Below are 19,771 nucleotides of genomic sequence, written 5' to 3'. Positions count from 1 at the left end.
CGATTCGTTCAGCCTCCGCTCGGCTCAGCCCAGCAGGCGATGCAGCTCGAGGCCGAGCAGGGTGGCTGCGACCGCGCCGACCAGCAGCAGCAGGCGGGTGAGCCGCCGCTGGCCGGCTGCCAGGTCGTCCAGGCGCTGCTGTTGCGCGCTCTGCTGGCGGCCGGATTCGGTCAGCGCATGGTGCACCAGGCGAGGCAGCTGCGGCAGCGTGCCGGCCCAGGCCGGTGCTTCTTCCTTGACGCCGCGCACCAGCGCACGCATGCCCATGCGCTCATCCATCCAGCGCTCCAGGAAGGGCTTGGCGGTCTTCCACAGGTCGAGCTCGGGGTCGAGCTGGCGGCCGAGGCCTTCGATGTTGAGCAGGGTCTTCTGCAGCAGCACGAGTTGGGGCTGCACTTCCATCTCGAAACGGCGTGCGGTCTGGAACAGGCGCAGCAGGGTCTTGCCGAAGGAGATGTCCTTGAGCGGCTTGTCGAAGATCGGCTCGCACACGGTGCGGATCGCGGCCTCGAACTCGTCCACGCGCGTCTTCGCCGGCACCCAGCCGGCTTCGATGTGGGCAAGCGCCACGCGCCGGTAGTCGCGCTTGAAGAAGGCGAGGAAGTTGGTGGCGAGGTAGTTCTTGTCTACCTCGTTGAGCGTGCCCATGATGCCGAAGTCGAGCGCGATGTAGCGCCCGTCGCGGTGCACGAAGATGTTGCCCGGGTGCATGTCGGCATGGAAGAAGCCGTCGCGGAACACCTGGGTGAAGAAGATCTCCACGCCGGCGCGCGACAGCGCCGACAGGTCGGTGCCCTGGGCGAGCAGCGCGGGCGTCTGCGAGATCGGCACGCCGCGCATGCGCTCCATCACCATGACCTTGCTGCCGCACCAGTCCCAATGCACTTCGGGCACGATGAGCAGCGAGGACTCCGTGAAGTTGCGCCGCAGTTGCGAGCAGTTGGCGGCTTCGCGCATCAGGTCGAGTTCGTCGTGCAGGTACTTGCTGAACTCGGCGACGACCTCGCGCGGCTTCAGGCGACGGCCCTCGGGCCAGATCTTCTCGAGCAGCACGGCAGCGACCTCGAGCAGCGCCAGGTCGTGCTCGATCACGCGCTCGATGCCGGGGCGCAACACCTTGACGGCGACCTCGGTGCCGTCGGGCAGGCGGGCGAAGTGCACTTGCGCCACCGAGGCAGAGGCTACCGGGGTTCGCTCGAAGTCGTCGAAGACCTCGTCGATCGGCTTGCCGTAGAAGCCCTCCAGTACCGCCAGCGCCTGCTCGGTGGGGAAAGGGGGGACGCGGTCCTGCAGCAGCGCCAGCTCGTCGGCGAGGTCGGGGGGCAGCAGGTCGCGCCGGGTGGACAGCATCTGGCCGAACTTGACGAAGATCGGTCCCAGCGACTCGAGCGCCTGACGAAGGCGTGCGCCGCGCGGCTGGGAAAACGTCCGCCAGAAGAAGAACGTATGCCATATGCGTGCAAGGCGTCCGCTGCTGTCGGCGTCGAGGACCATGCGGTCGAGGCCGAAGCGCAGGCTCACGGAGACGATCTTGGCGAGGCGGAAGAGGCGCACGTTGGGAAGCCGGGCAGACGCAAACCCGGGACTTTAGCCGGAAAGCGACTGCGGGGGAACGCCGCCTGTGCGTGACGCCTGCCACGGCGCGCAATCTGCGCTCACATCCTCGACCGGGCCCGAGGCTGCCTTCCGCTATAATCGCGCGTTTCGAATCCATCCCGAGTGCCATGAGCGCCGACCCCAAAGTCCTGTTGACCGACCTGCTCAAGACCGCGCTGAAGAGCGTGGCGCCCGACCTGGTCGATACGCCCATCCTGCTGGAGCGCCCGAAGCAGGCGAGCCACGGTGATTTCGCCACCAACCTCGCGCTGCAACTGGCCAAGCCGCTCAAACGCAATCCGCGCGAGCTCGCCGGCCTGCTGCTGGCCGAGCTTCCGGCCTCGAAGCTGGTCGAGAAGGCGGAGGTCGCCGGAGCCGGTTTCATCAACTTCACCCTGGCCGCAAGCGCCAAGACAGCGGTCGTGCGCGAGGTGCTTGGCCAGGGCGCGGGGTTTGGCCGTGGCGACGTCAAGGGCGTCAAGGTGCAGGTCGAGTTCGTCTCCGCCAACCCGACCGGCCCGCTTCATGTCGGCCACGGCCGCGGTGCGGCCTACGGCGCTTCGTTGTCGGACGTGCTGGCGTTTGCCGGCTATGACGTCACCCGCGAGTATTACGTCAACGACGCCGGACGCCAGATGGACATCCTGGCGCTGTCGACCTGGCTGCGCTACCTGGCTTTCTTCGGTATCGAGATTCCGTTCCCGCCGAATGCCTACCAGGGCGACTACGTGATCGACATGGGCCGTGAGATGCGCGACGCGCATCAGGATCGCTTCGCCAGGGTCAGCGCCGAGCAGGTCCTCGCCGGCACCCCCGGCCTGCCGCCGGCCGATCGCAAGGACGACGAGGCCAAGCAGCAGCGCGAGGAGCACCTCGATGCGCTGATCGCCAACGCCAAGCGCTTGCTGGGCGAGGATTACCCCTGGGTGCATGGCTTCGCGCTCAACGAGCAGCTCGGCGATGGCCGCGAGGACCTGCAGGAATTCGGCGTGCGTTTCGACAAGTGGTTCTCCGAGCAGAGCCTGTTCGACACCGGCCTGGTCGAGCGCGCGGTCGCGCAGCTCGAGAAGCAGGGTCACATCTACCTGCAGGACGGCGCGAAGTGGTTCCGCTCCACCGCCTTCGGTGACGAGAAGGACCGCGTCGTGCAGCGCGAGAACGGTCTGTACACCTACTTCGCTTCTGACATCGCCTACCACCTCAACAAGTACGAGCGCGGCTTCGATCGCGTCATCGACATCTGGGGTGCCGACCACCACGGCTACATCCCGCGCGTGAAGGGCGCCATCGCCGCGCTCGGCCTGCCGCCCGAGAAGCTCGAGGTGGCGCTGGTGCAGTTCGCAGTGCTGTACCGCAACGGCCAGAAGACCTCGATGTCCACCCGCTCGGGTGAGTTCGTCACCCTGCGCGAGCTGCGCCGCGAAGTCGGCAACGACGCCTGCCGCTTCTTCTACGTGCTGCGCAAGTCCGATCAGCACCTGGATTTCGACCTCGATCTTGCCAAGAGCCAGAGCAACGAGAATCCGGTGTACTACGTGCAGTACGCCCATGCCCGGGTGTGCTCGGTGCTCAACCAGTGGGGTGGCGAGGCGGCCGAGCTGGCCGCGGCCGATCTCGGCCTGCTGCAGAACGAGCGTGAGCTTGCCCTGTGCGCCCGTCTGGCGAGCTTCCCCGAGCTGGTGCAGAACGCGGCTGCGGACTACGCACCGCACCAGATCGCCTTCTACCTCAAGGATCTCGCTGCCGACTTCCACAGCTGGTACAACGCCGAGCGCATGCTGGTCGAGGACGAGGCGCTCAAGCTCGCCCGCCTGGCGCTTGCCGCCGCGGTGCGCCAGGTGCTCGTCACCGGCCTGAAGATGCTGGGCGTGTCCGCGCCCGAGTCGATGTGATGCGGGGAGCGCAATCGTGAGTCGAGACCGCAAGCCGGTGCGTGCCGCCCGCGCGCCGGCCAGGAGCGCCGGCGGGACGCTGATCGGCATTTTCATCGGCTTGGTCTTCGGTGCGCTGATCGCAGCCGGTGCCGCCTGGTACTTCACCCGTGCCAACCCTTTCCAGCCCGCGCCGGTCGCGCCGCGCGTGCAGGCGCCCGACAACGGCCCCGCGGCCTTGCCGGGCAAGCCGGGCGATCGCCCGGTGGTCAAGCAGGATTTCGAGTTCTACCGCATCCTCCCGCAGGGTGAGAACGTGCCGGCCCAGGCCCAGGCCCAGGCCCCGACCACCCCGCCGTCCCTCCAGGCGCCGGTCGAGGATGCAGTCGCGCGACCGGTCGAGCGTCTGTACCTGCAGGTCGGAGCGTTCGAGAATCCGAGCGAGGCCGACAACCTGAAGGCCCGCCTGGCCCTGTCCGGCATCCAGGCCAGCGCCCAGCGCGCCCAGCTCGAAGATGGGCGGGTGGTGCACCGGGTCCGGATCGGCCCCTTCGCGCGTCCCGAGGACATGAACCCGATGCGCGCGCGTCTGGCCGAGGCCGGCTTCAATGCCTCGGTAAGCCGCGGCAACCCTTGATCTCCAGATGTGGCGGCCGGGAACGCCCGGCACACCGCAGCGTCTGATTGACCTGACAGCCAACGGAGCACAGCATGAATCGTCGTGATGCACTCAAACTCAGCGCCCTCGCCCTAGCCTTGCCGACCGCATCCGTGAGCTGGGCGCAGAGCCCGTTCACCGTGTTGAATCCGCCGCAGAAGGGGGATGACCCGAGCAAGATCGAGGTCGTCGAGTTCTTCCACTACGGCTGCCCGCACTGCCGTGATTTCGATCCGCTGATCAGCGACTGGAAAAAGAAGCTCCCCGAGGACGTGTCCTTCCGCGCAGTGCCGGCGATCTGGAACAACGCACAGCTCACCGGGCTTGCGCGCCTTTACTACGCGGCCGAGGTGTCAGGTCAGCTCGACGCCATTCACGGTGCGGTGTTCGTGGCTGTTCAGGAGGAAAAGCGCCCGCTGTTTACCGAGGAGCAGGTGCGTGAGTGGGTGAGTGGCAAGGTGGCCGACCCGGCCAAGTTCATGGATGCCTACAAGTCCTTCGGGGTGAATTCGCTGGTGCAGCGCGCGGACCAGCTCGCGCGGGCGATGAAGGTCCAGGGTGTTCCCACCGTGGTCATCGATGGCACATATGTGACGTCTGCCTCGCTCAGTGGCAGCCACGTCAATACGCTCAAGGTGACCGACCAGCTCATCGCCCGTGTGCGCGAGGAGCGCAAGGGTAAATGAGCGTCGTCCAGTCGGGCGTGCCCAGTCCCGCTCAGCCGTCGGCGGGTGAGTCCGGCGAGGACAGCGGCGAGCGCAGGCGCATCCAGCGCTTCCTTGCGCTGCGCCGTGGCGAGCCCTGCTTCTGGGTCGATATCGACGGCCTGGGTCGCCGGGCCTTGCGCGACATCTCGGTCGAGGGCTTCTCGGTCGGTGCCGAAGCCGGCTTGGCCGAGGGCGCCCTGTTCGGCTTCGTGCTGCATCGAGAGGGGGTGCCGGATCTGATCAGGGGGCGCGCCCAGGTCGTCAATTGCATCGCTGCGACGGCGCAGGCGGGTTGCCGCTTCGTTGCGCTCGAGGGCGGGGATCGTGAGCGCCTGCACGACTGGCTGATCGCCCTGGTCATCATGAACGCAAGCGTGCGCATCACCGAGAAGGATGCGGCGGCAATCGTGGATGGCCCTTCGCTGATCTGAGCGCCCGCGCAGCGCGCGCTTACTGCACATGAAAAGGCCGCCCGCTCCAACCGGAGGGGCGGCCTTTCTGCGTAGCGGGCTCAGGCCTCGGCTTCGGTTTCCCGGCGCCGCTGTCTGGGTTTCTGCATTGCATAGACCAGGCCCAGGAGTACGAAGGCTGGGACGAACATCCACTCCTTGGCGGGGCGCTCACCCGAGGGCAGCTCGATCGTCGTGATGGTGAAGCCCTGCTCGAGGCCCAGCTTCTCCGCCTGGCTGCCGAAGCGCACCGCGGCGATCTGGACATCGTCGCCAAGGGACATCACGGTCAGGCCCATCGCGTTGAGCCGTTCGCGTGCCGGGCCGCGCTCGCCCAGCGGTAGCAGCACACCCTTGGAGATGTCGCGGCCTTCCAGGCTCATGCCTTCGATCCATATCCGCAGCTTGCCGTTGCGCGGTGCCTCCTCCACCAGCCGGCTGAGCTCGGTTGGCGCGACCTCGTCGTAGGGCGGATAGAGCATGTCCATCCAGAACCCGGGCCGGAACAGGGTGAAGGTGACCAGCAACAGCAGGATGGTCTCGTGGATGCGGTTCCTGGCGATGAAGAAGCCCTGGGTCGCCGCGGCGAACATCATGCTTGCCACCGTGGCGGTGACGATCGTCAGCACGAGCTGGAAGCTGCTGTCGATGCCGATCAGCAGCAATTGCGTGTTGAAGATGAACATGAAGGGCAGTACTGCGGTGCGCAGGCTGTAGCCGAATGCGGTGAGGCCGGTGCGTATCGGGTCGCTCTTGGCGATGCCGGCCGCGGCATAAGAGGCCAGGCCCACAGGCGGCGTCACGTCGGCCATCAGACCGAAGTAGAACACGAACAGGTGCACCGCGATCAGCGGCACCAGCAGCCCGCTCTGCGCCCCCAGCTCGACGATCACCGGCGCCATCAGCGACGACACCACGATGTAGTTCGCCGTGGTCGGCAGCCCCATGCCGAGGATCAGGCAGATGACTGCGACCAGCACCAGCATGATCATCAGGTTGCCGCCCGAGAGTACCTCGACCAGCTCGGTCATCGCCAGGCCGATCCCGGTCAGGGTCACTGTGCCGACGATCACGCCTGCGGTGGCGGTGGCGATGCCGATGCCGATCATGTTGCGCGCGCCGGTGACCAGACCCGACAGCAGGTCGTGGAAGCCCTGGCGGGTTGCGGCGCCGAGCGCACCGGTGCCGCGGAACAACGCGAACAGCGGGCGCTGGGTGACGAGAATGAACATCAGGAACAGCGTCGCCCAGAATGCCGACAGCGCGGGCGAGAGCTGCTCGACCATCAGGTTCCAGATCAGCGCTGCTACCGGCAGCAGGAAGTGCAGGCCGGACTTGAGCGTGGGGCCGATCTCGGGCAGGTACTCCATGGTCTCGCCCGGCTTCTCGAGGTGCAGTTCGGGGTACTTCGCGCCATGGCGGACAATGAAGATGTAGGCAATGAGCATCAGCACGCCGACCACGATGAAGGCGCCGTCGCCAAAGAGGTCCTTGATCCAGCCAAAGCCCCAGTAGATCACCGCGGACAGGATCACCAGCCCGGAGAAGGTCATCAGCGTCGTGATCACCGCCTTTTGCCAAGGCAGCGGCTCGCGTCGCGGCAGGCCCTTCAGGTCCATCTTCAGGGCCTCGAGGTGCACGATGTAGAACAGCGCGATGTACGAGATCAGCGCGGGCAGGATGGCGTGCTTCATCACCTGCACGTAGGTGATGCCGACGTACTCGACCATGAGGAAGGCCGCGGCGCCCATCACCGGGGGCATGATCTGGCCGTTGACCGAGGAGGCGACCTCGACCGACGCCGCCTTGTCGGCACGGTAGCCCACGCTCTTCATGAGCGGGATCGTGAAGGTGCCGGTGGTGACCACGTTGGCGATCGACGAGCCGGAGATCAGGCCGGTGCTGGCCGATGCGACCACGGCGGCCTTGGCCGGACCGCCGCGCATGTGGCCGAGAAGCGCGATCGCCGACTTGATGAAGTAGGCGCCCGCGCCTGCGGTCTCGAGCAGCGCACCGAACAGCACGAACAGGAAGATGAAGCTGGTCGACACGCCGAGTGCCACGCCGAACACGCCCTCGGTGGTCAGCCACATGTGGCTCATGCCCTTGGCCAGCGAGGCGCCGCGGTGGGCGATCACGTCGGGCATGTACGGGCCGAAGAAGATGTAGCACAGGAACACGACGGCGAGGATCACCATCGGCAGGCCAAGTGCGCGGCGCGCGGCCTCGAGCAGCAGGGTGAGGCCGACCACGGCGGTGGCAATGTCCATGTCGGTGGGCAGGCCGGGGCGGGTCGACAGCTCGCGGTAGAACAGGAACAGGTAGGCCGCACAGTAGGCCCCTGCGCCGGCGAGGAGCCAGTCCTGGATCGGCACGCGGTCGCGTGGCGAGCGCTTGAGCGCGGGGTAGGCCGCAAAGGCCAGGAATACGGCGAAGGCGAGGTGGATTGCACGTGCCTCGGTGTCGTTGAACACGAACATGCCGAGCGAGAACGGCAGCGGCGAGGCAATCCAGAGCTGAAACAGCGACCATGCCAGCGCCACCACGAGCAGCACGTTGGCAGTCAGGCCGGTGGGCTTGCGTCCGCCGGTATCGGCTTCGGCAACGATTTTCTGCAGTTCTTCGTCGGACAGCTCGAAGTTGTCCTTGTTGTCATTTTTGCGGGTCATGAGCAGCGCCCCTCGAAGTCGGATCGGAGACGACAACGGCGGGGGGCTGGGCGCCCGCCGCCGTTGTCTGAAGAGCATCCGGCACCGCCCGAAGGGTGCCGGCCGGCGGACTTACATCCAGCCCTTCTCCTTGTAGTACTTCACCGCACCCTCGTGCAGCGGGGCCGACAGGCCGTCCTTGATCATGTGCGCGGGATCGAGGTTGGCGAAGGCAGGGTGCAGCTTCTTGAAATCCTCGAAGTTCTCGAACACGGCCTTGACCATCGTGTAGACGGTGTCAGCCGGTACCTTGGCCGAGGTCACGAAGCTCGCCACCACGCCGAAGGTTTCAGCCGGATCGGGGTTGTTGGCGTACATCCCGCCCGGAATCGAGACCTTGGCGAAATAGGGGTGCTCAGCCACAAGCTTGTCCACGCCGGCTCCGGTGATCGACACCAGCTTGGCGCCGCAGGTCGTGGTCACGTCCTGGATGTTCGCCGCCGGGTGGCCGACAACGAAGGCAAAGCCGTCGATCTTGTTGTCGCACAGCGCCGAGCCATGCTCATCCGGGCGCAGCTCGGACACCAGCGAGAAGTCCGAGGTCGACATGCCGATCGCGGGCAGCAGCATGTCCATCGTGGCGCGTTGACCCGAACCCGGGTTGCCGACGTTGAAACGCTTGCCCTTGAAGTCTTCCATCTTCGCGACACCGGCTTCCTTGCGGGCGAGGATGGTGAGCGGCTCAGGATGCAGCGAGAACACCGCGCGCAGGTCGGACACGGCGCCACCTTCGGCGAACTGTGCCTTGCCGTTGATGGCGTTGAACTGCACGTCGGACTGGGCGACGCCGAAGTCGAGCTCGCCAGCCTTGATGGTGTTTACGTTGTACACCGAGCCGCCGGTGCTCTCCACCGAGCAGCGCAGGCCGTGCTGGGCGCGGTCCTTGTTGATCAGACGGCAGATTGCGCCGCCTGCGGCGTAATAGACGCCTGTGACCCCACCGGTGCCGATGGTGACGAACTTCTGCTGTGCCTGGGCCGGTGCGGCACCGAGGGTGCCGACGAGGGCAAAGGCAGCGGCAATGGCGGTCAGTTTCTTCATGGATTCCTCCTGGGTCGTGTCAACGAGGGTGAGAGCGTGGTCGCCCGCACGTGCCGGGGGTGTCCGTCACGAGGGCGTGCGCGGCAGGACACCAGATCATGGCGTGACAGGCTGTCGATCGGCCAACGCAAGAGCCGACAGCTTTTCACAACCTGCGTGTCGGCGCTAGTCGGGTTTCCCGCAGGGCGCAGTGGAGCGCGCTTTGAGGCGTACTACAATGCGCTGCCGGATGTGGAGGACATACGTTGATTGCACAGCAGCCAGGAGTGACGGGGAGGGAGGCTTGGGACGACGATGGCGGGCAGCGCCATGAACGGGCGGACAGTGATGCGCGCATCGTGTCGCTGGTGCCCTCGCTCACCGAGCTGCTGTTTGCGCTCGACCTTGGCGGGCAAGTGGTCGGTCGCACGGGGTTCTGCGTGCACCCGCGCGAAGCGCTGCGTGCGGTGCCGAAAGTAGGGGGCACCAAGGACGTCCGGTTGGAGCGAATTCGCGAGCTCGAGCCCACCCATGTGCTGGTCAACATCGACGAGAACAGGCGTGAGACGGTGGACGAGCTTGCCGCCTTCGTGCCCCACATCGTCGTCACGCATCCCTGCTCCCCGCAGGACAACTTGCGCCTCTTCGATCTGCTGGGCGGGGTGTTCTCGGCCGCGCAGCGTGCCGCGCTGCTTGCCGCCGAGTTGCGCGCAGCCCTCGACGAGGCCGCTGCGCTGCGTGCGGAGCTCGATGACGAGCGCGTTCTTTATCTGATCTGGCGCGAGCCGTGGATGACGGTGGCGCGTGACACCTATATCGCGGCGACGCTCGCCGAGGTCGGTTGGGAGACCCTGCCGGCGCGCCATGGCGGTGCGCAGGGCGCAGCGCGCTACCCCGCCTTCGAGTGGGGTGAGCCCTGGCTCGCGCAGGTGGAGCGCGTGCTGCTGTCGAGCGAGCCCTACAGGTTTCGCGACCTGCATGTGACCGAAGTTGCCGGTCTGTCCGCCCTCCCGGCCCAGCTCGTCGACGGCGAGATGGTTTCCTGGTACGGCAGCCGGGCCGCGGAGGGGCTGCGCTACCTGTGTGCCCTTCGCCGCAGCCTCAGGGAGCGAGCTGGCGGCTGAACGCCTCGGGCGTGACGATGGCGAGAAGGCCCGAGATACCGCGCCTGCGCGCCATCTTCAGCAGTGCGCGGTCACGCGTGAGCAGGTGGGTCGCGCCGGCGCCCACGGCCAGTTCGAGGAACTTCTGGTCATCGGGATCCTTGCAGGCCGGCAGTGTCGGGGCAGGCGGCATCGCGATCTCGCGAATCCGTCCGCGGTAGGCCGACAGCAGTGCTTCGCGGGCCTCGAGGCCCTGGCCGAACTGGGCGTAGCCGAGCACGGCACGCAACTCGCCGAGCGTGTCTGTGCACGCCAGCAGAGGCGGCCGGCTGCGTTCGATCCAGTCGCGCAGCGCGGCGAGCGCTGGGTCGCGGAACATCCACAGTGCGAGCACGGTATTGGTGTCGAGTACCAGGCGGACGTCTGGATGCGTCATCGGGTCGATCGTCAACGAAAAAGGGGAGGGTTTCCCCTCCCCGGAGTGGCTAGGCAAGGCTCAGGCGGCAGCCTTGGCGTCCACGCGGATCTTCACGAAGCTGCCAGGAGCGTCCTCGATCGGCTTGATCTTGCCCTTGGCCGGATCGCGCGCCTCGACCTGTTCGCCGTCATGCGACGTGACCCAGGCTTGCCAGTCGGTCCACCAGGAGCCCGGGTGCTGCTGCGTGCCTTCGAACCAGGCGTCCGCGGTTTCGGCCAGCTTGGCAGCCGGGTTGATCCAGTAGCCGTACTTGTTGGCGGCGGGCGGGTTGACGATGCCGGCAATGTGGCCGGAACCGCCGAGCACGAAGCGCACCGGGCCACCGAAGCGGCGCGCACCCATGTAGGTGCTCTTCCACGGTGCGATGTGGTCTTCGATCGTGGAGATGAAGTAGCACGGCACCTTGATCTTGCTGAGGTCGATCGGCACGCCGTCGATCTCGATGCCGCCCGGCTCGATGAGGCGGTTCTCCATGTACATCCTGCGCAGGTAGAAGCTGTGCATGGTCGCCGGCATGCGCGTGGAGTCGGAGTTCCAGTACAGCAGATCGAACGGGAACGGGTCCTTGCCCATCAGGTAGTTATTGACCACGAAGGACCAGATGAGGTCGTTGGCGCGCAGCATATTGAAGGTGCCGGCCATCTCCGAACCTTCCAGATAGCCGCGCTCGAACATCTTCTTCTCGAGGCTGGTGACCTGGCCTTCGTCGATGAACACGCCGAGCTCGCCCGGATCGGTGAAATCGGTCATCGTGGTGAAGAAGGTCGCCGAGGCGATGCGCTTCTGGCGCTTGCCGGCAAGGTAGGCCAGGGTGGTGGCGAGCAGGGTGCCGCCCAGGCAGTAGCCGGCGGCGTTGACTTCCTTCTCGCCGGTCTGCTTCTCGATGGCTTCGAGTGCGGCCACGACGCCTTCCTGCACATAGGCGTCGAAGCTCTTCTCGGCCAGGCGCTCGTCCGGGTTGACCCAGGAGATCACGAATACGGTGTGGCCCTGGTCCACCGCCCACTTGATGTAGGAGTTCTTCTCGCGCAGGTCGAGAATGTAGAACTTGTTGATCCAGGGCGGAACGATCAGCAGCGGCTTCTTGAGCACCTTGTCGGTGCTCGGCGTGTACTGCAGCAGCTGCATCATCTCGGTCTGGAACACGACCTTGCCCGGCGTGGTGGCGACGTTCTTGCCCAGCTCGAACGCCGTGGTGTCGGTCATCTTCACGCGCAGGTTGCCGCCGCCGTCCTCGACGTCGCGCAGCAGGTTGTTGAGGCCCTTGAGCAGGTTCTGGCCGTGGCTCTTGACCGTTTCGCGGAAGACCTCGGGGTTGGTCATCGCGAAGTTCGACGGCGACAGGGCATCGATGTACTGGCGGGTGTAGAAGTTGACCTTCTTCTGCGTCTGGTCGTCGAGACCATCGACACAGCTCACCGTGTCATGGATGTGACGGGCGGCGATGAGGTAGGACTGCTTGATGAAATCGAACAGGAAGTGCTGTTCCCACTCCTCGTCCTTGAAACGCTTGTCGGACTTCTCGGGTGCGGCGACCGGCGCGGCATTGAGGCCGGCGAAGCGCATCATCGAGTGCTGCCACAGCGAGAAGTAGTCCCACACCAGGTTCATCTGCGCCTGGGCGAGCTTGTAGGGGTTCGACAGCAGCTTGGCCATCATGTCCATGAAGGCCTGGGCGATGCCGAGCTCGTCGGCTGGCGCAGAGACGCCTTTCTTGAGCTGGCGTTGCACATGGTCGCTGATCAGGTGCGAGGCGCGGCGCGCCACCTCGGCGTAGGTCTTGGCGACTTCTTGCGGATCGGGCAGTTCTGCCTTCTGGGGGTCGTTGCTGGGTGCAGCCATGTTGTTTGGGCTCCTGTGGTCGCGCGGGGCGGGCTAACGGCAAGTGGTGAAGCGGACCAGGCCGCTCGCATCGACCTCTCTCGAGAGTGCTCCCTGCCTCTCGAGATGGTTGAGGTGGGCAATGGCCTCCCCCATGGCGAACATGACCTGATGGGTATCGAGTTCGCGGGGAAACAGCGTCCCGAGCAGGTCGCCCGCGCTGCTGGGCGTGCTGCAAGCATTGAGCAGCGCGCCACAGCGCTCGCGGTGATGCTCGATGAGCTGGTCCACGCGGACCCTGATGCCCTTGAAAGGTTTGCCGTGCGATGGTAGCACGAGCGTGTATTCGGGCAATGTGCATAGTGCCCGTAGCGAGTCGATGAACCAGCCCAGCGGGTCGTCGTCCGGCGTGGCCGCGTAGACGCTGATGTTGGTCGAGATGCGCGGCAGCAGCATGTCGCCTGAAATCAGGATGCCGAGTTCGGCACAGTGCAGGCTGGCATGTTCAGGGGCATGACCGTGGCCGACGATGACACGCCAGTTGTGGCCGCCGATCTGCAGCTCGCTGCCGGCGAACAACCGGCTGAACGTGCCGGGCAGTTCGGGCACGCCGCGCCGGTAGGCGTTGCCACGTGCGCCAAGGGCTTCGAGCCGTGCTGCGTCGAGGCCATGGCGGCGGAACTGAGCGACCATGTCCGGTACACAGTAGCCCGGCAGCTGATGCCAGATGGCGTGGGCGGCGAGGAATTCCCCCTGTGTCATGTGGATCGTGGCACCATCGCGCGCCGCCAGCCAGGTCGCGAGGCCGAGGTGGTCGGGGTGGTGGTGGGTGACGATCACCCTGCGCACCGGGCGCGGGTCGGCAGCGAAGATCGCCGTCCATGCGGCACGCGTGTCGTCCTGTCCGTAGCCGCAGTCGATGACGGTGAGCGCGTCGCCGTCATCGAGCAGCCACAGGTTGATATGATCGAGGGCGAAGGGCAGCTTCATGCGTACCCAGCGCACGCCGGGTGCAATTTCGAGCGTGTGGCCGGCGTCGGGAAGTTGGTCGATCGGGTAGCTAAGCATGGTTCGCGTTCTTGCGCTCAGGTTGTGGTCGGGGGGCGTGGCCGGTGGGTGCCGATTGAAGAATGGCCCGGAATCTGTTTAACTTTTGCGATTGTGTTGTTATTTTCAGACAAAACAAGGGTTTGATGTCGGTCTGCGCAGCTGTTGCCTGCGCCGCGGGCTTAACTGAACATGGGTAACGAAGAAACCTATTCCATCACCGAACTTGCGCGCGAGTTCGACATCACCCCGCGTGCCATCCGATTCTACGAGGACCAGGGTTTGTTGACCCCGGCTCGCGCAGGCCGGGCGCGCGTCTATACAAAGGCCGATCGCACCCGTCTCAAGCTCACCTTGCGTGGCAAGCGGCTCGGCCTCTCGCTTGCCGAGATCCGCGAACTGCTCGACATGTACGGCGGCGTGCGCAACTCGAGCACGCAGCTGCAGCGCTTTCTGGGCGTACTTACTGTGCGCCGCGCTGCACTCGAGCAGCAGCGCAAGGACATCGAGGCAGTGCTGGACGAAATCGACATGCTTGAGCAGCAGTGCCAGGCATTGCTCGGCGACAACGCGGAGGGCGCCGCCGCTGCACGCGCCGAACTCGCGCGTCGCATCCAGCGGGCAAGCGTGAGCTGAAAGCGCTCGCCCGCTTTTTTTGCGCTGGAGTTTACGTTAACGTAAACGTCAAGCACGGGAAAGAGCCCCCAATCGACTGAAGAGGTGACGCATGAGACCGGAGATGCCCCAGTTCCAGCCCAAGGACCCGGGCTACGCTGCGCGTGTGCGTGCCAGCTTTGGCCTGCAGCAGGCAATGCAACTGATCGGTGCAGAGCTGGCGATCGTCGAGCCCGGCTACACCGAGATCCATCTGCCGTTCAAGGCCGAGATCTCGCAGCAGCACGGCTATATCCATGGCGGGGTGGTCGGCATGATCGCCGATTCGGCCGCGGGCTATGCCGCCAACACACTGACCCCCGCTGATACCAGCGTGCTCACCGTTGAGTACAAGCTCAACCTCGTTGCCCCTGCAGACGGCCAGCGCCTGGTAGCACGCGGTGAGGTGATCAAGCCGGGCCGCACGCTGATCATCACGCGTGCCGAGGTGTTCGCCATCCGTGACGAGCAATGGACCTTGTGCGCGATCATGCAGCAGACCATCATGGCCATGCAGGGCAAGAGCGAGCGATCTGGCTGAGGGCAGCCGGGCGTAGCGCCGCCTGAAGAAACCCAGGGGGAAAGTTGAATGAGCAGTCGCATCATCGCACTCGGCGCGTCGGATACCGTCGAAATCGGCCATGTCCGCCAGTTTTTCCGCAACTATGCGGCCTGGCTGGGCGTTGACCTGAGCTACCAGGGCTTTGCAGACGAGGTTGCCAACCTGCCCGGGGCGTATGGAGAAGCCGATGGCCGGCTGTTCTACGCCGAGCTCGATGGCCGGCCGGCCGGTTGCGTAGGCGTTCGCCGCTTCTCGGAGGGCGTGTGCGAGATGAAGCGGCTCTATGTCGATCCCGATGCGCGTGGTCATGGCCTTGGCCGCCAGCTCGCGATGGAGGCGATCAAGGCGGCCCAGTCCTTGGGCTACCGGCGCATCCTGCTCGACACCCAGCCGGCGATGCGCATTGCGCTGAAGCTTTACCGCGAGCTCGGCTTCACCGAGGCGCCTGCCTATTACCCCTCACCGATCGAAGGCACGATCTTTCTCGCCCTCGACCTTGCCACCTGGTCCGAGGACGAGGTCCGCAACGAGAACCTGTTCCACCTCTTCGACTACAACCAGGCCTGGTCACGTCAGGTACAGCAACTCGACCCCGGCTTCTTCGAGAAGCTGTCGCATCTGCAGACGCCGGACTATCTGTGGATCGGCTGTTCCGATTCGCGTGTGCCGGCAAACCAGATCGTCGGCTTGCTGCCGGGCGAGGTCTTCGTCCATCGCAATGTCGCCAATGTGGTGGTGCATACCGACCTCAACTGCCTTGCCGTGGTTCAGTACGCGGTCGATGTGCTCAAGGTCAAGCACATCATGGTCGTCGGCCACTATGGCTGCGGCGGCGTCAAGGCCGCGCTCGAGCGTGCCCGCGTCGGCCTCGTCGACCTCTGGCTGCGGCACGTGCAGGACGTCCACGTCCGCCATCTGGACGAGGTCAACGCCTTGCCGCCCGAACTGCGCCACGACCGCCTGTGCGAGCTCAACGTGCTCGAGCAGGTGCTCAACGTTGCCCAGACCGTGGTGGTGCAGGACGCCTGGCAGCGCGGCCAGCCACTCACCGTCCACGGCTGGATCTACGGCCTCAAGGACGGCCTGATCCGAGATCTCGGCCTCAACGTCAGTCGTCGCGAAGACCTGCTGCCGCGCTACATGGCAGCGCTCGAGACGCTCGGTAGCTGAGCGTATCCACACTTCATTCGAACAGCCTCAACAGGAGAACTGCATGTCCGATCCCGTCGTCATCGTGTCCGTCGCCCGCACGCCGCTGGGCGGCTTCCAGGGCGAGCTGTCCAGCCTGACCACGCCGCAGCTCGGCGCTATCGCCATCAAGGCAGCGGTGGAGCGCGCCCGCCTGGCACCCGAGCAGGTACAGGAAGTGATCATGGGCTGCGTGCTGCCTGCCGGCCTCGGTCAGGCGCCCGCCCGCCAGGCCGTGCTCGGTGCAGGGCTGCCGCTGTCGGCCGGCTGCACCACCATCAACAAGGTGTGCGGTTCGGGCATGAAGGCCACCATGCTGGCCCACGATCTCATCCTCGCCGGCAGCAACGAGGTGATGGTCGCCGGCGGCATGGAGTCGATGTCCAACGCCCCCTACCTGCTGCCGAAGGCGCGTGGCGGCTACCGCCTCGGTCATGGCCAGATGTTCGACCACATGTTCCTCGACGGTCTGGAAGACAGCTACTCGAAGGAAAACAAGGGGCGCCTGATGGGCACCTTTGCAGAGGACTGCGCCAGCCACTTCAGCTTCAGCCGCCAGGCCCAGGACGAGTTCGCGATCGCCTCGACCACCCGTGCCCAGGCAGCAATCAACAACGGAGACTTCACCTGGGAGGTGGCACCGGTCACCGTGCCGGGCCGCAAGGGCGATGTCCTCGTCGACAAGGACGAGCAGCCGCTGAAGGCGCAGATCGACAAGATCCCGGGCCTCAAGCCCGCATTCAAGAAGGACGGCACGGTGACCCCGGCCAACTCGAGCTCGATCTCCGATGGTGCCGCCGCCCTCGTGCTGATGCGCCGGTCCACCGCCGACAAGCTCGGCCTCAAGCCGGTCGCCACCATCGTCGGCCATGCCACTCATGCGCAGGAGCCGCAGTGGTTCACCACCGCGCCGGTGGGGGCCATGCAGAAGGTGCTGGCGAAGGCTGGCTGGAGCGCCGACGACGTCGACCTGTGGGAGATCAACGAGGCCTTCGCAGTCGTCACCATGGCGGCGATGCACGAGATGAAGCTGCCTCACGACAAGGTCAACGTCAATGGTGGCGCCTGCTCGCTCGGTCACCCGATCGGCGCCTCGGGTGCGCGCATCCTGGTCACGCTGATCGGCGCGCTGCGCAAGCGCGGCCTCAAGCGCGGTGTGGCCAGCCTGTGCATCGGCGGTGGCGAGGCCACGGCGATGGCGATCGAGGTCGATGCCGCGGTGGCCTGCGGCTGATTCCGAACGGCGGCAGTGGGGACGCCCACGAGGTGGCCCTGCTGCGCTCCCAGCAGAGATTTCTACAAGGACAGCAGTGCAATGATTCTTACCCCGGAACAGGAACTCATCCGCGACTCGATGCGCGCCTTTGCGCAGGAGCGCCTGGCCCCCTTCGCCGCCGAATGGGACCGCAACCACACCTTCCCGCGCGAGGCGCTGAATGAGCTCGCCGAACTCGGCGCGCTCGGCATGGTGGTGCCCGAAGAGTGGGGCGGCGCCGGCATGGACTACATGAGCCTGGTGCTGACGCTGGAAGAGATCGCGGCTGGCGACGGCGCCACCTCGACCATCGTCAGCGTGCAGAACTCACTGCCCTGCGGGATCATCAACCGCTTCGGCAACGATGCGCAGAAGGAGGCCTGGTTGAAGCCGCTCGCCCGTGGCGAGAAGCTCGGCTGCTTCTGCCTTACCGAGCCGCATGTCGGCTCCGATGCCTCGGCGATCCGCACCAGCGCGGTCCGCGAAGGCAACGAGTGGGTGCTCAACGGCGTCAAGCAGTTCATCACCACCGGCAAGCATGCCGATGTCGCCATCGTGTTCGCGGTGACCGACAAGAGCGCCGGCAAGAAGGGCATCACCTGCTTCCTGGTGCCGGCTGATGCGCCTGGCTACCAGGTCGGCCGCATCGAGGAGAAGATGGGCCAGAAGGCTTCCGACACCACCCAGATCCTGTTCGAGAACTGCCGCATCCCGGCCGACTCGGTGATCGGTGCCGAAGGCGAGGGCTACAAGATTGCGCTCTCCAACCTGGAGGCCGGCCGCATCGGCATCGCCGCGCAGTGCCTGGGCATGGCGCGCGCCGCGCTCGAGGCGGCGGTCAAGTATGCGCAGGAGCGCGAGAGCTTCGGCAAGCCGATCTTCGAGCACCAGGCGGTCAACTTCCGCCTCGCCGACATGGCGACGCAACTGGAGGCCGCGCGTCAGCTCGTGTGGCACGCAGCTACCCTCAAGGACGCCGGCCGCCCCTGCCTCAAGGAGGCTTCGATGGCCAAGCTGTTCGCCTCCGAGATGGCCGAGCGCGTCTGCTCGGATGCCATCCAGGTGCACGGCGGCTATGGCTACGTCACCGACTTCCCGGTCGAGCGCATCTACCGAGACGTGCGCGTGTGCCAGATCTACGAAGGTGCGAGCGACATCCAGAAGCTGGTGATCGGACGCGCGCTGACGAGCTGATCGCGGCGCCGTCGGCGGCGCGGAGCAGGGGAGCGGGCAGGCCTGGCCCGGAGGGACTCGGCTGCCCGCTCCCCATTCCAGCTAGAGCACCACCTGCAAGCGGTCGGGCTGACCGATCGCGATCTTGCGGTATGCGCATTGACCGTGTTGGCGCATGAAGAGCGAGTTCGCGATCAGCCAGATCCTGACGACGCGGGTGGCCTTGCCACCGACCAGGCGCTGATAGTCGCGGAACAGGTCGCAGCGCTCGTGTAGTTCCTGTCCCAGCGTGTCCGTCCCGCTGCGCTGCACGACGTGCGTCTCGATGGCGTTCCAGCCCGGGATCGGGCAACGGAAGGCCGTGCCGACCGGCAGGGTCGAGCTCCACATGTAGGTGATGTCCTGGCCGTCGTCGAACTCGACGGCGATCGACAGATAGTCGTGGTTCAGCAACGCGTCCTCGGGCAGGGCCGAAGGCAGACGGTCGACCACCCAGGTCCATTCCAGCTGCAGCCCGGGGCGTAAAGGCTGGTCGGCGAGCGGGTATTGCAGGATGCCGACGTTCTTGTGTGTTTCGCATGCGATGTCGCCCCTTGGCGCCTCGCTGAAGATTCCGCCATCGCCAAAGGCGAAGAAGTTGTGCCAGCCCTTGGGCATCAGGCGTTCCTGGCGCATGCGCTGCAATTCGGAACGAATCATGCCATGCGCGTCGCCGCGCGCAGACAGGGCGAGCAGGCCTTCATGCGCGTCGCCGCTCCATACGATGGCGACGCCTTCCACCTGGCCTTGAGCCGCGAGGTACTGTTCGAGCGGCACCCACAGTTCGCCCTGCGGGTTTGCAAACTCGCCGACGGAGCGCGCGATCTGCAAGGTTCCGGCCCTGTCCGCGGTCAGTGTTCCAGTGTTCTGCATGCAGTTGTGGATGGCGCTGTTGCCCGTTGTTCCAGCTACGCGGGCGAAGAACACGAAGCCCGGCTCCAGCCAGCGTCCATGATCCTTGCTGAACCACCACAGCCCGTCGAGGAAAAAGGACACCTGTTGCCCGGCATCAAGCAGCCCCAAGGCCTGCGTCCAGGGCAGATCGGCTGGCGTGATGGTGAACGGCTCGATGCGTGCTACGGCGGAAAGACCCTCGGCGAGGCTGGTGAAGCGGGCCGCCATCGCCGCTGCGCTCAAGGCGGGCCCCTCTTGAGGCTCGAGGCTGCCAGCATAGGCTTGCACGCAGGGCCCGGCCAGGAGTGGCGCGGCGACCAGCCCCTTCGCCCATTGGCGGCGGCTCGCACTGACGAGGCCGTGGCGGGCATGGTCGTGAGTGCAGGGCTCATGCGCGCGCCCATGTGTCTGGGCGGCTGACGGCGGGGCGGTGTTCGCGTGCAGTGGCATCATGTGTCTCCTGGGCGTGGGCTCGGTCCTAGTCGATATGCATCCGAGGTGGCGCTGATCATAGCGTCGGGCCGGTGGACCGTGCCCCGCACGGCCTG

At 65.9% G+C, this 19,771-nt stretch carries 17 protein-coding genes; 10 read left to right on the top strand and 7 right to left on the bottom strand.

Translation table 11 applies throughout. The features are described 5' to 3' along the window. Positions 1–24: 24 nt before the first annotated feature. A complete protein-coding gene (gene ubiB, locus P7F68_RS05800) occupies positions 25–1,554 on the bottom strand; it encodes a ubiquinone biosynthesis regulatory protein kinase UbiB (RefSeq protein WP_270068563.1) in 1,530 nt (509 codons plus the stop codon). A gap of 170 nt (positions 1,555–1,724) precedes the next feature. Between ubiB and argS the strand changes: the two genes are divergently transcribed. From argS to P7F68_RS05780, 4 genes are all read left to right on the top strand, one after another. Then, the gene (gene argS / locus P7F68_RS05795; protein WP_277831444.1) at positions 1,725–3,488 is read left to right on the top strand and encodes an arginine--tRNA ligase; all 1,764 of its coding nucleotides are present in this window, start codon (positions 1,725–1,727) and stop codon (positions 3,486–3,488) included. 16 nt (positions 3,489–3,504) lie between these two features. Further along, the gene (locus P7F68_RS05790) at positions 3,505–4,104 is read left to right on the top strand and encodes an SPOR domain-containing protein (protein WP_277831442.1); all 600 of its coding nucleotides are present in this window, start codon (positions 3,505–3,507) and stop codon (positions 4,102–4,104) included. 74 nt (positions 4,105–4,178) lie between these two features. Then, entirely contained in the window at positions 4,179–4,811 is a 633-nt protein-coding gene (locus P7F68_RS05785) for a thiol:disulfide interchange protein DsbA/DsbL (protein WP_002931313.1), read from the top strand. Beyond that, the gene (locus P7F68_RS05780) at positions 4,808–5,263 is read left to right on the top strand and encodes a PilZ domain-containing protein (protein ID WP_277831438.1); all 456 of its coding nucleotides are present in this window, start codon (positions 4,808–4,810) and stop codon (positions 5,261–5,263) included. The genes P7F68_RS05785 and P7F68_RS05780 overlap by 4 nt, the downstream gene beginning before the upstream one ends. Positions 5,264–5,343: 80 nt before the next feature. On the opposite strand, the gene P7F68_RS05775 is transcribed toward P7F68_RS05780, so the two are convergent. Both P7F68_RS05775 and P7F68_RS05770 read right to left on the bottom strand, forming a co-directional pair. Continuing rightward, positions 5,344–7,950 (bottom strand): TRAP transporter permease, encoded by a 2,607-nt coding sequence (locus tag P7F68_RS05775; protein WP_277831436.1) that lies wholly within the window; start codon positions 7,948–7,950, stop codon positions 5,344–5,346. A 111-nt stretch (positions 7,951–8,061) separates the two neighbouring features. After that, on the bottom strand, positions 8,062–9,030 hold the full coding sequence (locus P7F68_RS05770; RefSeq protein WP_002931309.1) for a TAXI family TRAP transporter solute-binding subunit: 969 nt from the start codon (positions 9,028–9,030) through the stop codon (positions 8,062–8,064). A gap of 266 nt (positions 9,031–9,296) precedes the next feature. Between P7F68_RS05770 and P7F68_RS05765 the strand changes: the two genes are divergently transcribed. Further along, positions 9,297–10,133, top strand: coding sequence for a helical backbone metal receptor (locus tag P7F68_RS05765; protein WP_277831829.1), 837 nt, complete (start codon positions 9,297–9,299; stop codon positions 10,131–10,133). On the opposite strand, the gene P7F68_RS05760 is transcribed toward P7F68_RS05765, so the two are convergent. Genes P7F68_RS05760 through P7F68_RS05750 form a run of 3 tightly spaced genes read right to left on the bottom strand, consistent with a single transcriptional unit; the run spans position 10,111 to position 13,479 of the window. Beyond that, positions 10,111–10,548, bottom strand: coding sequence for a putative toxin-antitoxin system toxin component, PIN family (locus P7F68_RS05760; protein ID WP_277831433.1), 438 nt, complete (start codon positions 10,546–10,548; stop codon positions 10,111–10,113). The genes P7F68_RS05765 and P7F68_RS05760 overlap by 23 nt on opposite strands. A 60-nt stretch (positions 10,549–10,608) precedes the next feature. Continuing rightward, positions 10,609–12,432, bottom strand: a complete 1,824-nt coding sequence (phaC, locus tag P7F68_RS05755) for a class I poly(R)-hydroxyalkanoic acid synthase (RefSeq protein ID WP_277831431.1) — start codon at positions 12,430–12,432, stop codon at positions 10,609–10,611. A gap of 33 nt (positions 12,433–12,465) precedes the next feature. Continuing rightward, a complete protein-coding gene (locus P7F68_RS05750) occupies positions 12,466–13,479 on the bottom strand; it encodes an MBL fold metallo-hydrolase (protein WP_002931305.1) in 1,014 nt (337 codons plus the stop codon). A 171-nt stretch (positions 13,480–13,650) separates the two neighbouring features. Here P7F68_RS05750 and P7F68_RS05745 point away from each other — a divergent pair, with 171 nt between their 5' ends. From P7F68_RS05745 to P7F68_RS05725, 5 genes are all read left to right on the top strand, one after another. After that, positions 13,651–14,094 (top strand): MerR family transcriptional regulator, encoded by a 444-nt coding sequence (locus P7F68_RS05745; RefSeq protein ID WP_002931301.1) that lies wholly within the window; start codon positions 13,651–13,653, stop codon positions 14,092–14,094. A gap of 91 nt (positions 14,095–14,185) precedes the next feature. Beyond that, positions 14,186–14,653: a PaaI family thioesterase gene (locus tag P7F68_RS05740; RefSeq protein WP_198291784.1), complete on the top strand. Its 468-nt coding sequence runs from the start codon at positions 14,186–14,188 to the stop codon at positions 14,651–14,653. A gap of 48 nt (positions 14,654–14,701) precedes the next feature. Continuing rightward, positions 14,702–15,844, top strand: coding sequence for a carbonate dehydratase (gene can, locus P7F68_RS05735; RefSeq protein WP_002931298.1), 1,143 nt, complete (start codon positions 14,702–14,704; stop codon positions 15,842–15,844). Between the two features lie 43 nt (positions 15,845–15,887). Next, positions 15,888–17,096 carry an acetyl-CoA C-acetyltransferase gene (locus P7F68_RS05730; RefSeq protein ID WP_277831410.1) on the top strand — a complete coding sequence of 403 codons (1,209 nt, stop codon included), beginning with the start codon at positions 15,888–15,890 and terminating at the stop codon, positions 17,094–17,096. 81 nt (positions 17,097–17,177) lie between these two features. Further along, the gene (locus tag P7F68_RS05725; protein WP_277831408.1) at positions 17,178–18,311 is read left to right on the top strand and encodes an acyl-CoA dehydrogenase; all 1,134 of its coding nucleotides are present in this window, start codon (positions 17,178–17,180) and stop codon (positions 18,309–18,311) included. 81 nt (positions 18,312–18,392) lie between these two features. On the opposite strand, the gene P7F68_RS05720 is transcribed toward P7F68_RS05725, so the two are convergent. Continuing rightward, complete coding sequence (locus P7F68_RS05720) at positions 18,393–19,676, bottom strand: DUF3047 domain-containing protein (RefSeq protein WP_277831406.1); 1,284 nt, start codon at positions 19,674–19,676, stop codon at positions 18,393–18,395. Positions 19,677–19,771: the final 95 nt, after the last annotated feature.

Source organism: Thauera mechernichensis, assembly GCF_029588855.1.
In the GTDB taxonomy this organism is placed as follows: Bacteria; Pseudomonadota; Gammaproteobacteria; order Burkholderiales; family Rhodocyclaceae; genus Thauera; species Thauera mechernichensis.
The sequence above is the reverse complement of the archived record's forward strand: the minus strand, read 5'-3'. Positions and strand labels throughout refer to the sequence as shown.

What these genes read in the sequence shown, in the direction of transcription:
- argS (WP_277831444.1), top strand. Translation starts at nt 1,725, where the DNA reads ATGAGCGCCGACCCCAAAGTCCTGTTGACCGACCTGCTCAAGACCGCG.
- P7F68_RS05785 (WP_002931313.1), top strand. Translation starts at nt 4,179, where the DNA reads ATGAATCGTCGTGATGCACTCAAACTCAGCGCCCTCGCCCTAGCCTTG.
- P7F68_RS05780 (WP_277831438.1), top strand. Translation starts at nt 4,808, where the DNA reads ATGAGCGTCGTCCAGTCGGGCGTGCCCAGTCCCGCTCAGCCGTCGGCG.
- P7F68_RS05775 (WP_277831436.1), bottom strand. Translation starts at nt 7,950, where the DNA reads ATGACCCGCAAAAATGACAACAAGGACAACTTCGAGCTGTCCGACGAA.
- P7F68_RS05770 (WP_002931309.1), bottom strand. Translation starts at nt 9,030, where the DNA reads ATGAAGAAACTGACCGCCATTGCCGCTGCCTTTGCCCTCGTCGGCACC.
- P7F68_RS05760 (WP_277831433.1), bottom strand. Translation starts at nt 10,548, where the DNA reads ATGACGCATCCAGACGTCCGCCTGGTACTCGACACCAATACCGTGCTC.
- phaC (WP_277831431.1), bottom strand. Translation starts at nt 12,432, where the DNA reads ATGGCTGCACCCAGCAACGACCCCCAGAAGGCAGAACTGCCCGATCCG.
- P7F68_RS05750 (WP_002931305.1), bottom strand. Translation starts at nt 13,479, where the DNA reads ATGCTTAGCTACCCGATCGACCAACTTCCCGACGCCGGCCACACGCTC.
- P7F68_RS05745 (WP_002931301.1), top strand. Translation starts at nt 13,651, where the DNA reads ATGGGTAACGAAGAAACCTATTCCATCACCGAACTTGCGCGCGAGTTC.
- P7F68_RS05740 (WP_198291784.1), top strand. Translation starts at nt 14,186, where the DNA reads ATGAGACCGGAGATGCCCCAGTTCCAGCCCAAGGACCCGGGCTACGCT.
- can (WP_002931298.1), top strand. Translation starts at nt 14,702, where the DNA reads ATGAGCAGTCGCATCATCGCACTCGGCGCGTCGGATACCGTCGAAATC.
- P7F68_RS05730 (WP_277831410.1), top strand. Translation starts at nt 15,888, where the DNA reads ATGTCCGATCCCGTCGTCATCGTGTCCGTCGCCCGCACGCCGCTGGGC.
- P7F68_RS05725 (WP_277831408.1), top strand. Translation starts at nt 17,178, where the DNA reads ATGATTCTTACCCCGGAACAGGAACTCATCCGCGACTCGATGCGCGCC.
- P7F68_RS05720 (WP_277831406.1), bottom strand. Translation starts at nt 19,676, where the DNA reads ATGATGCCACTGCACGCGAACACCGCCCCGCCGTCAGCCGCCCAGACA.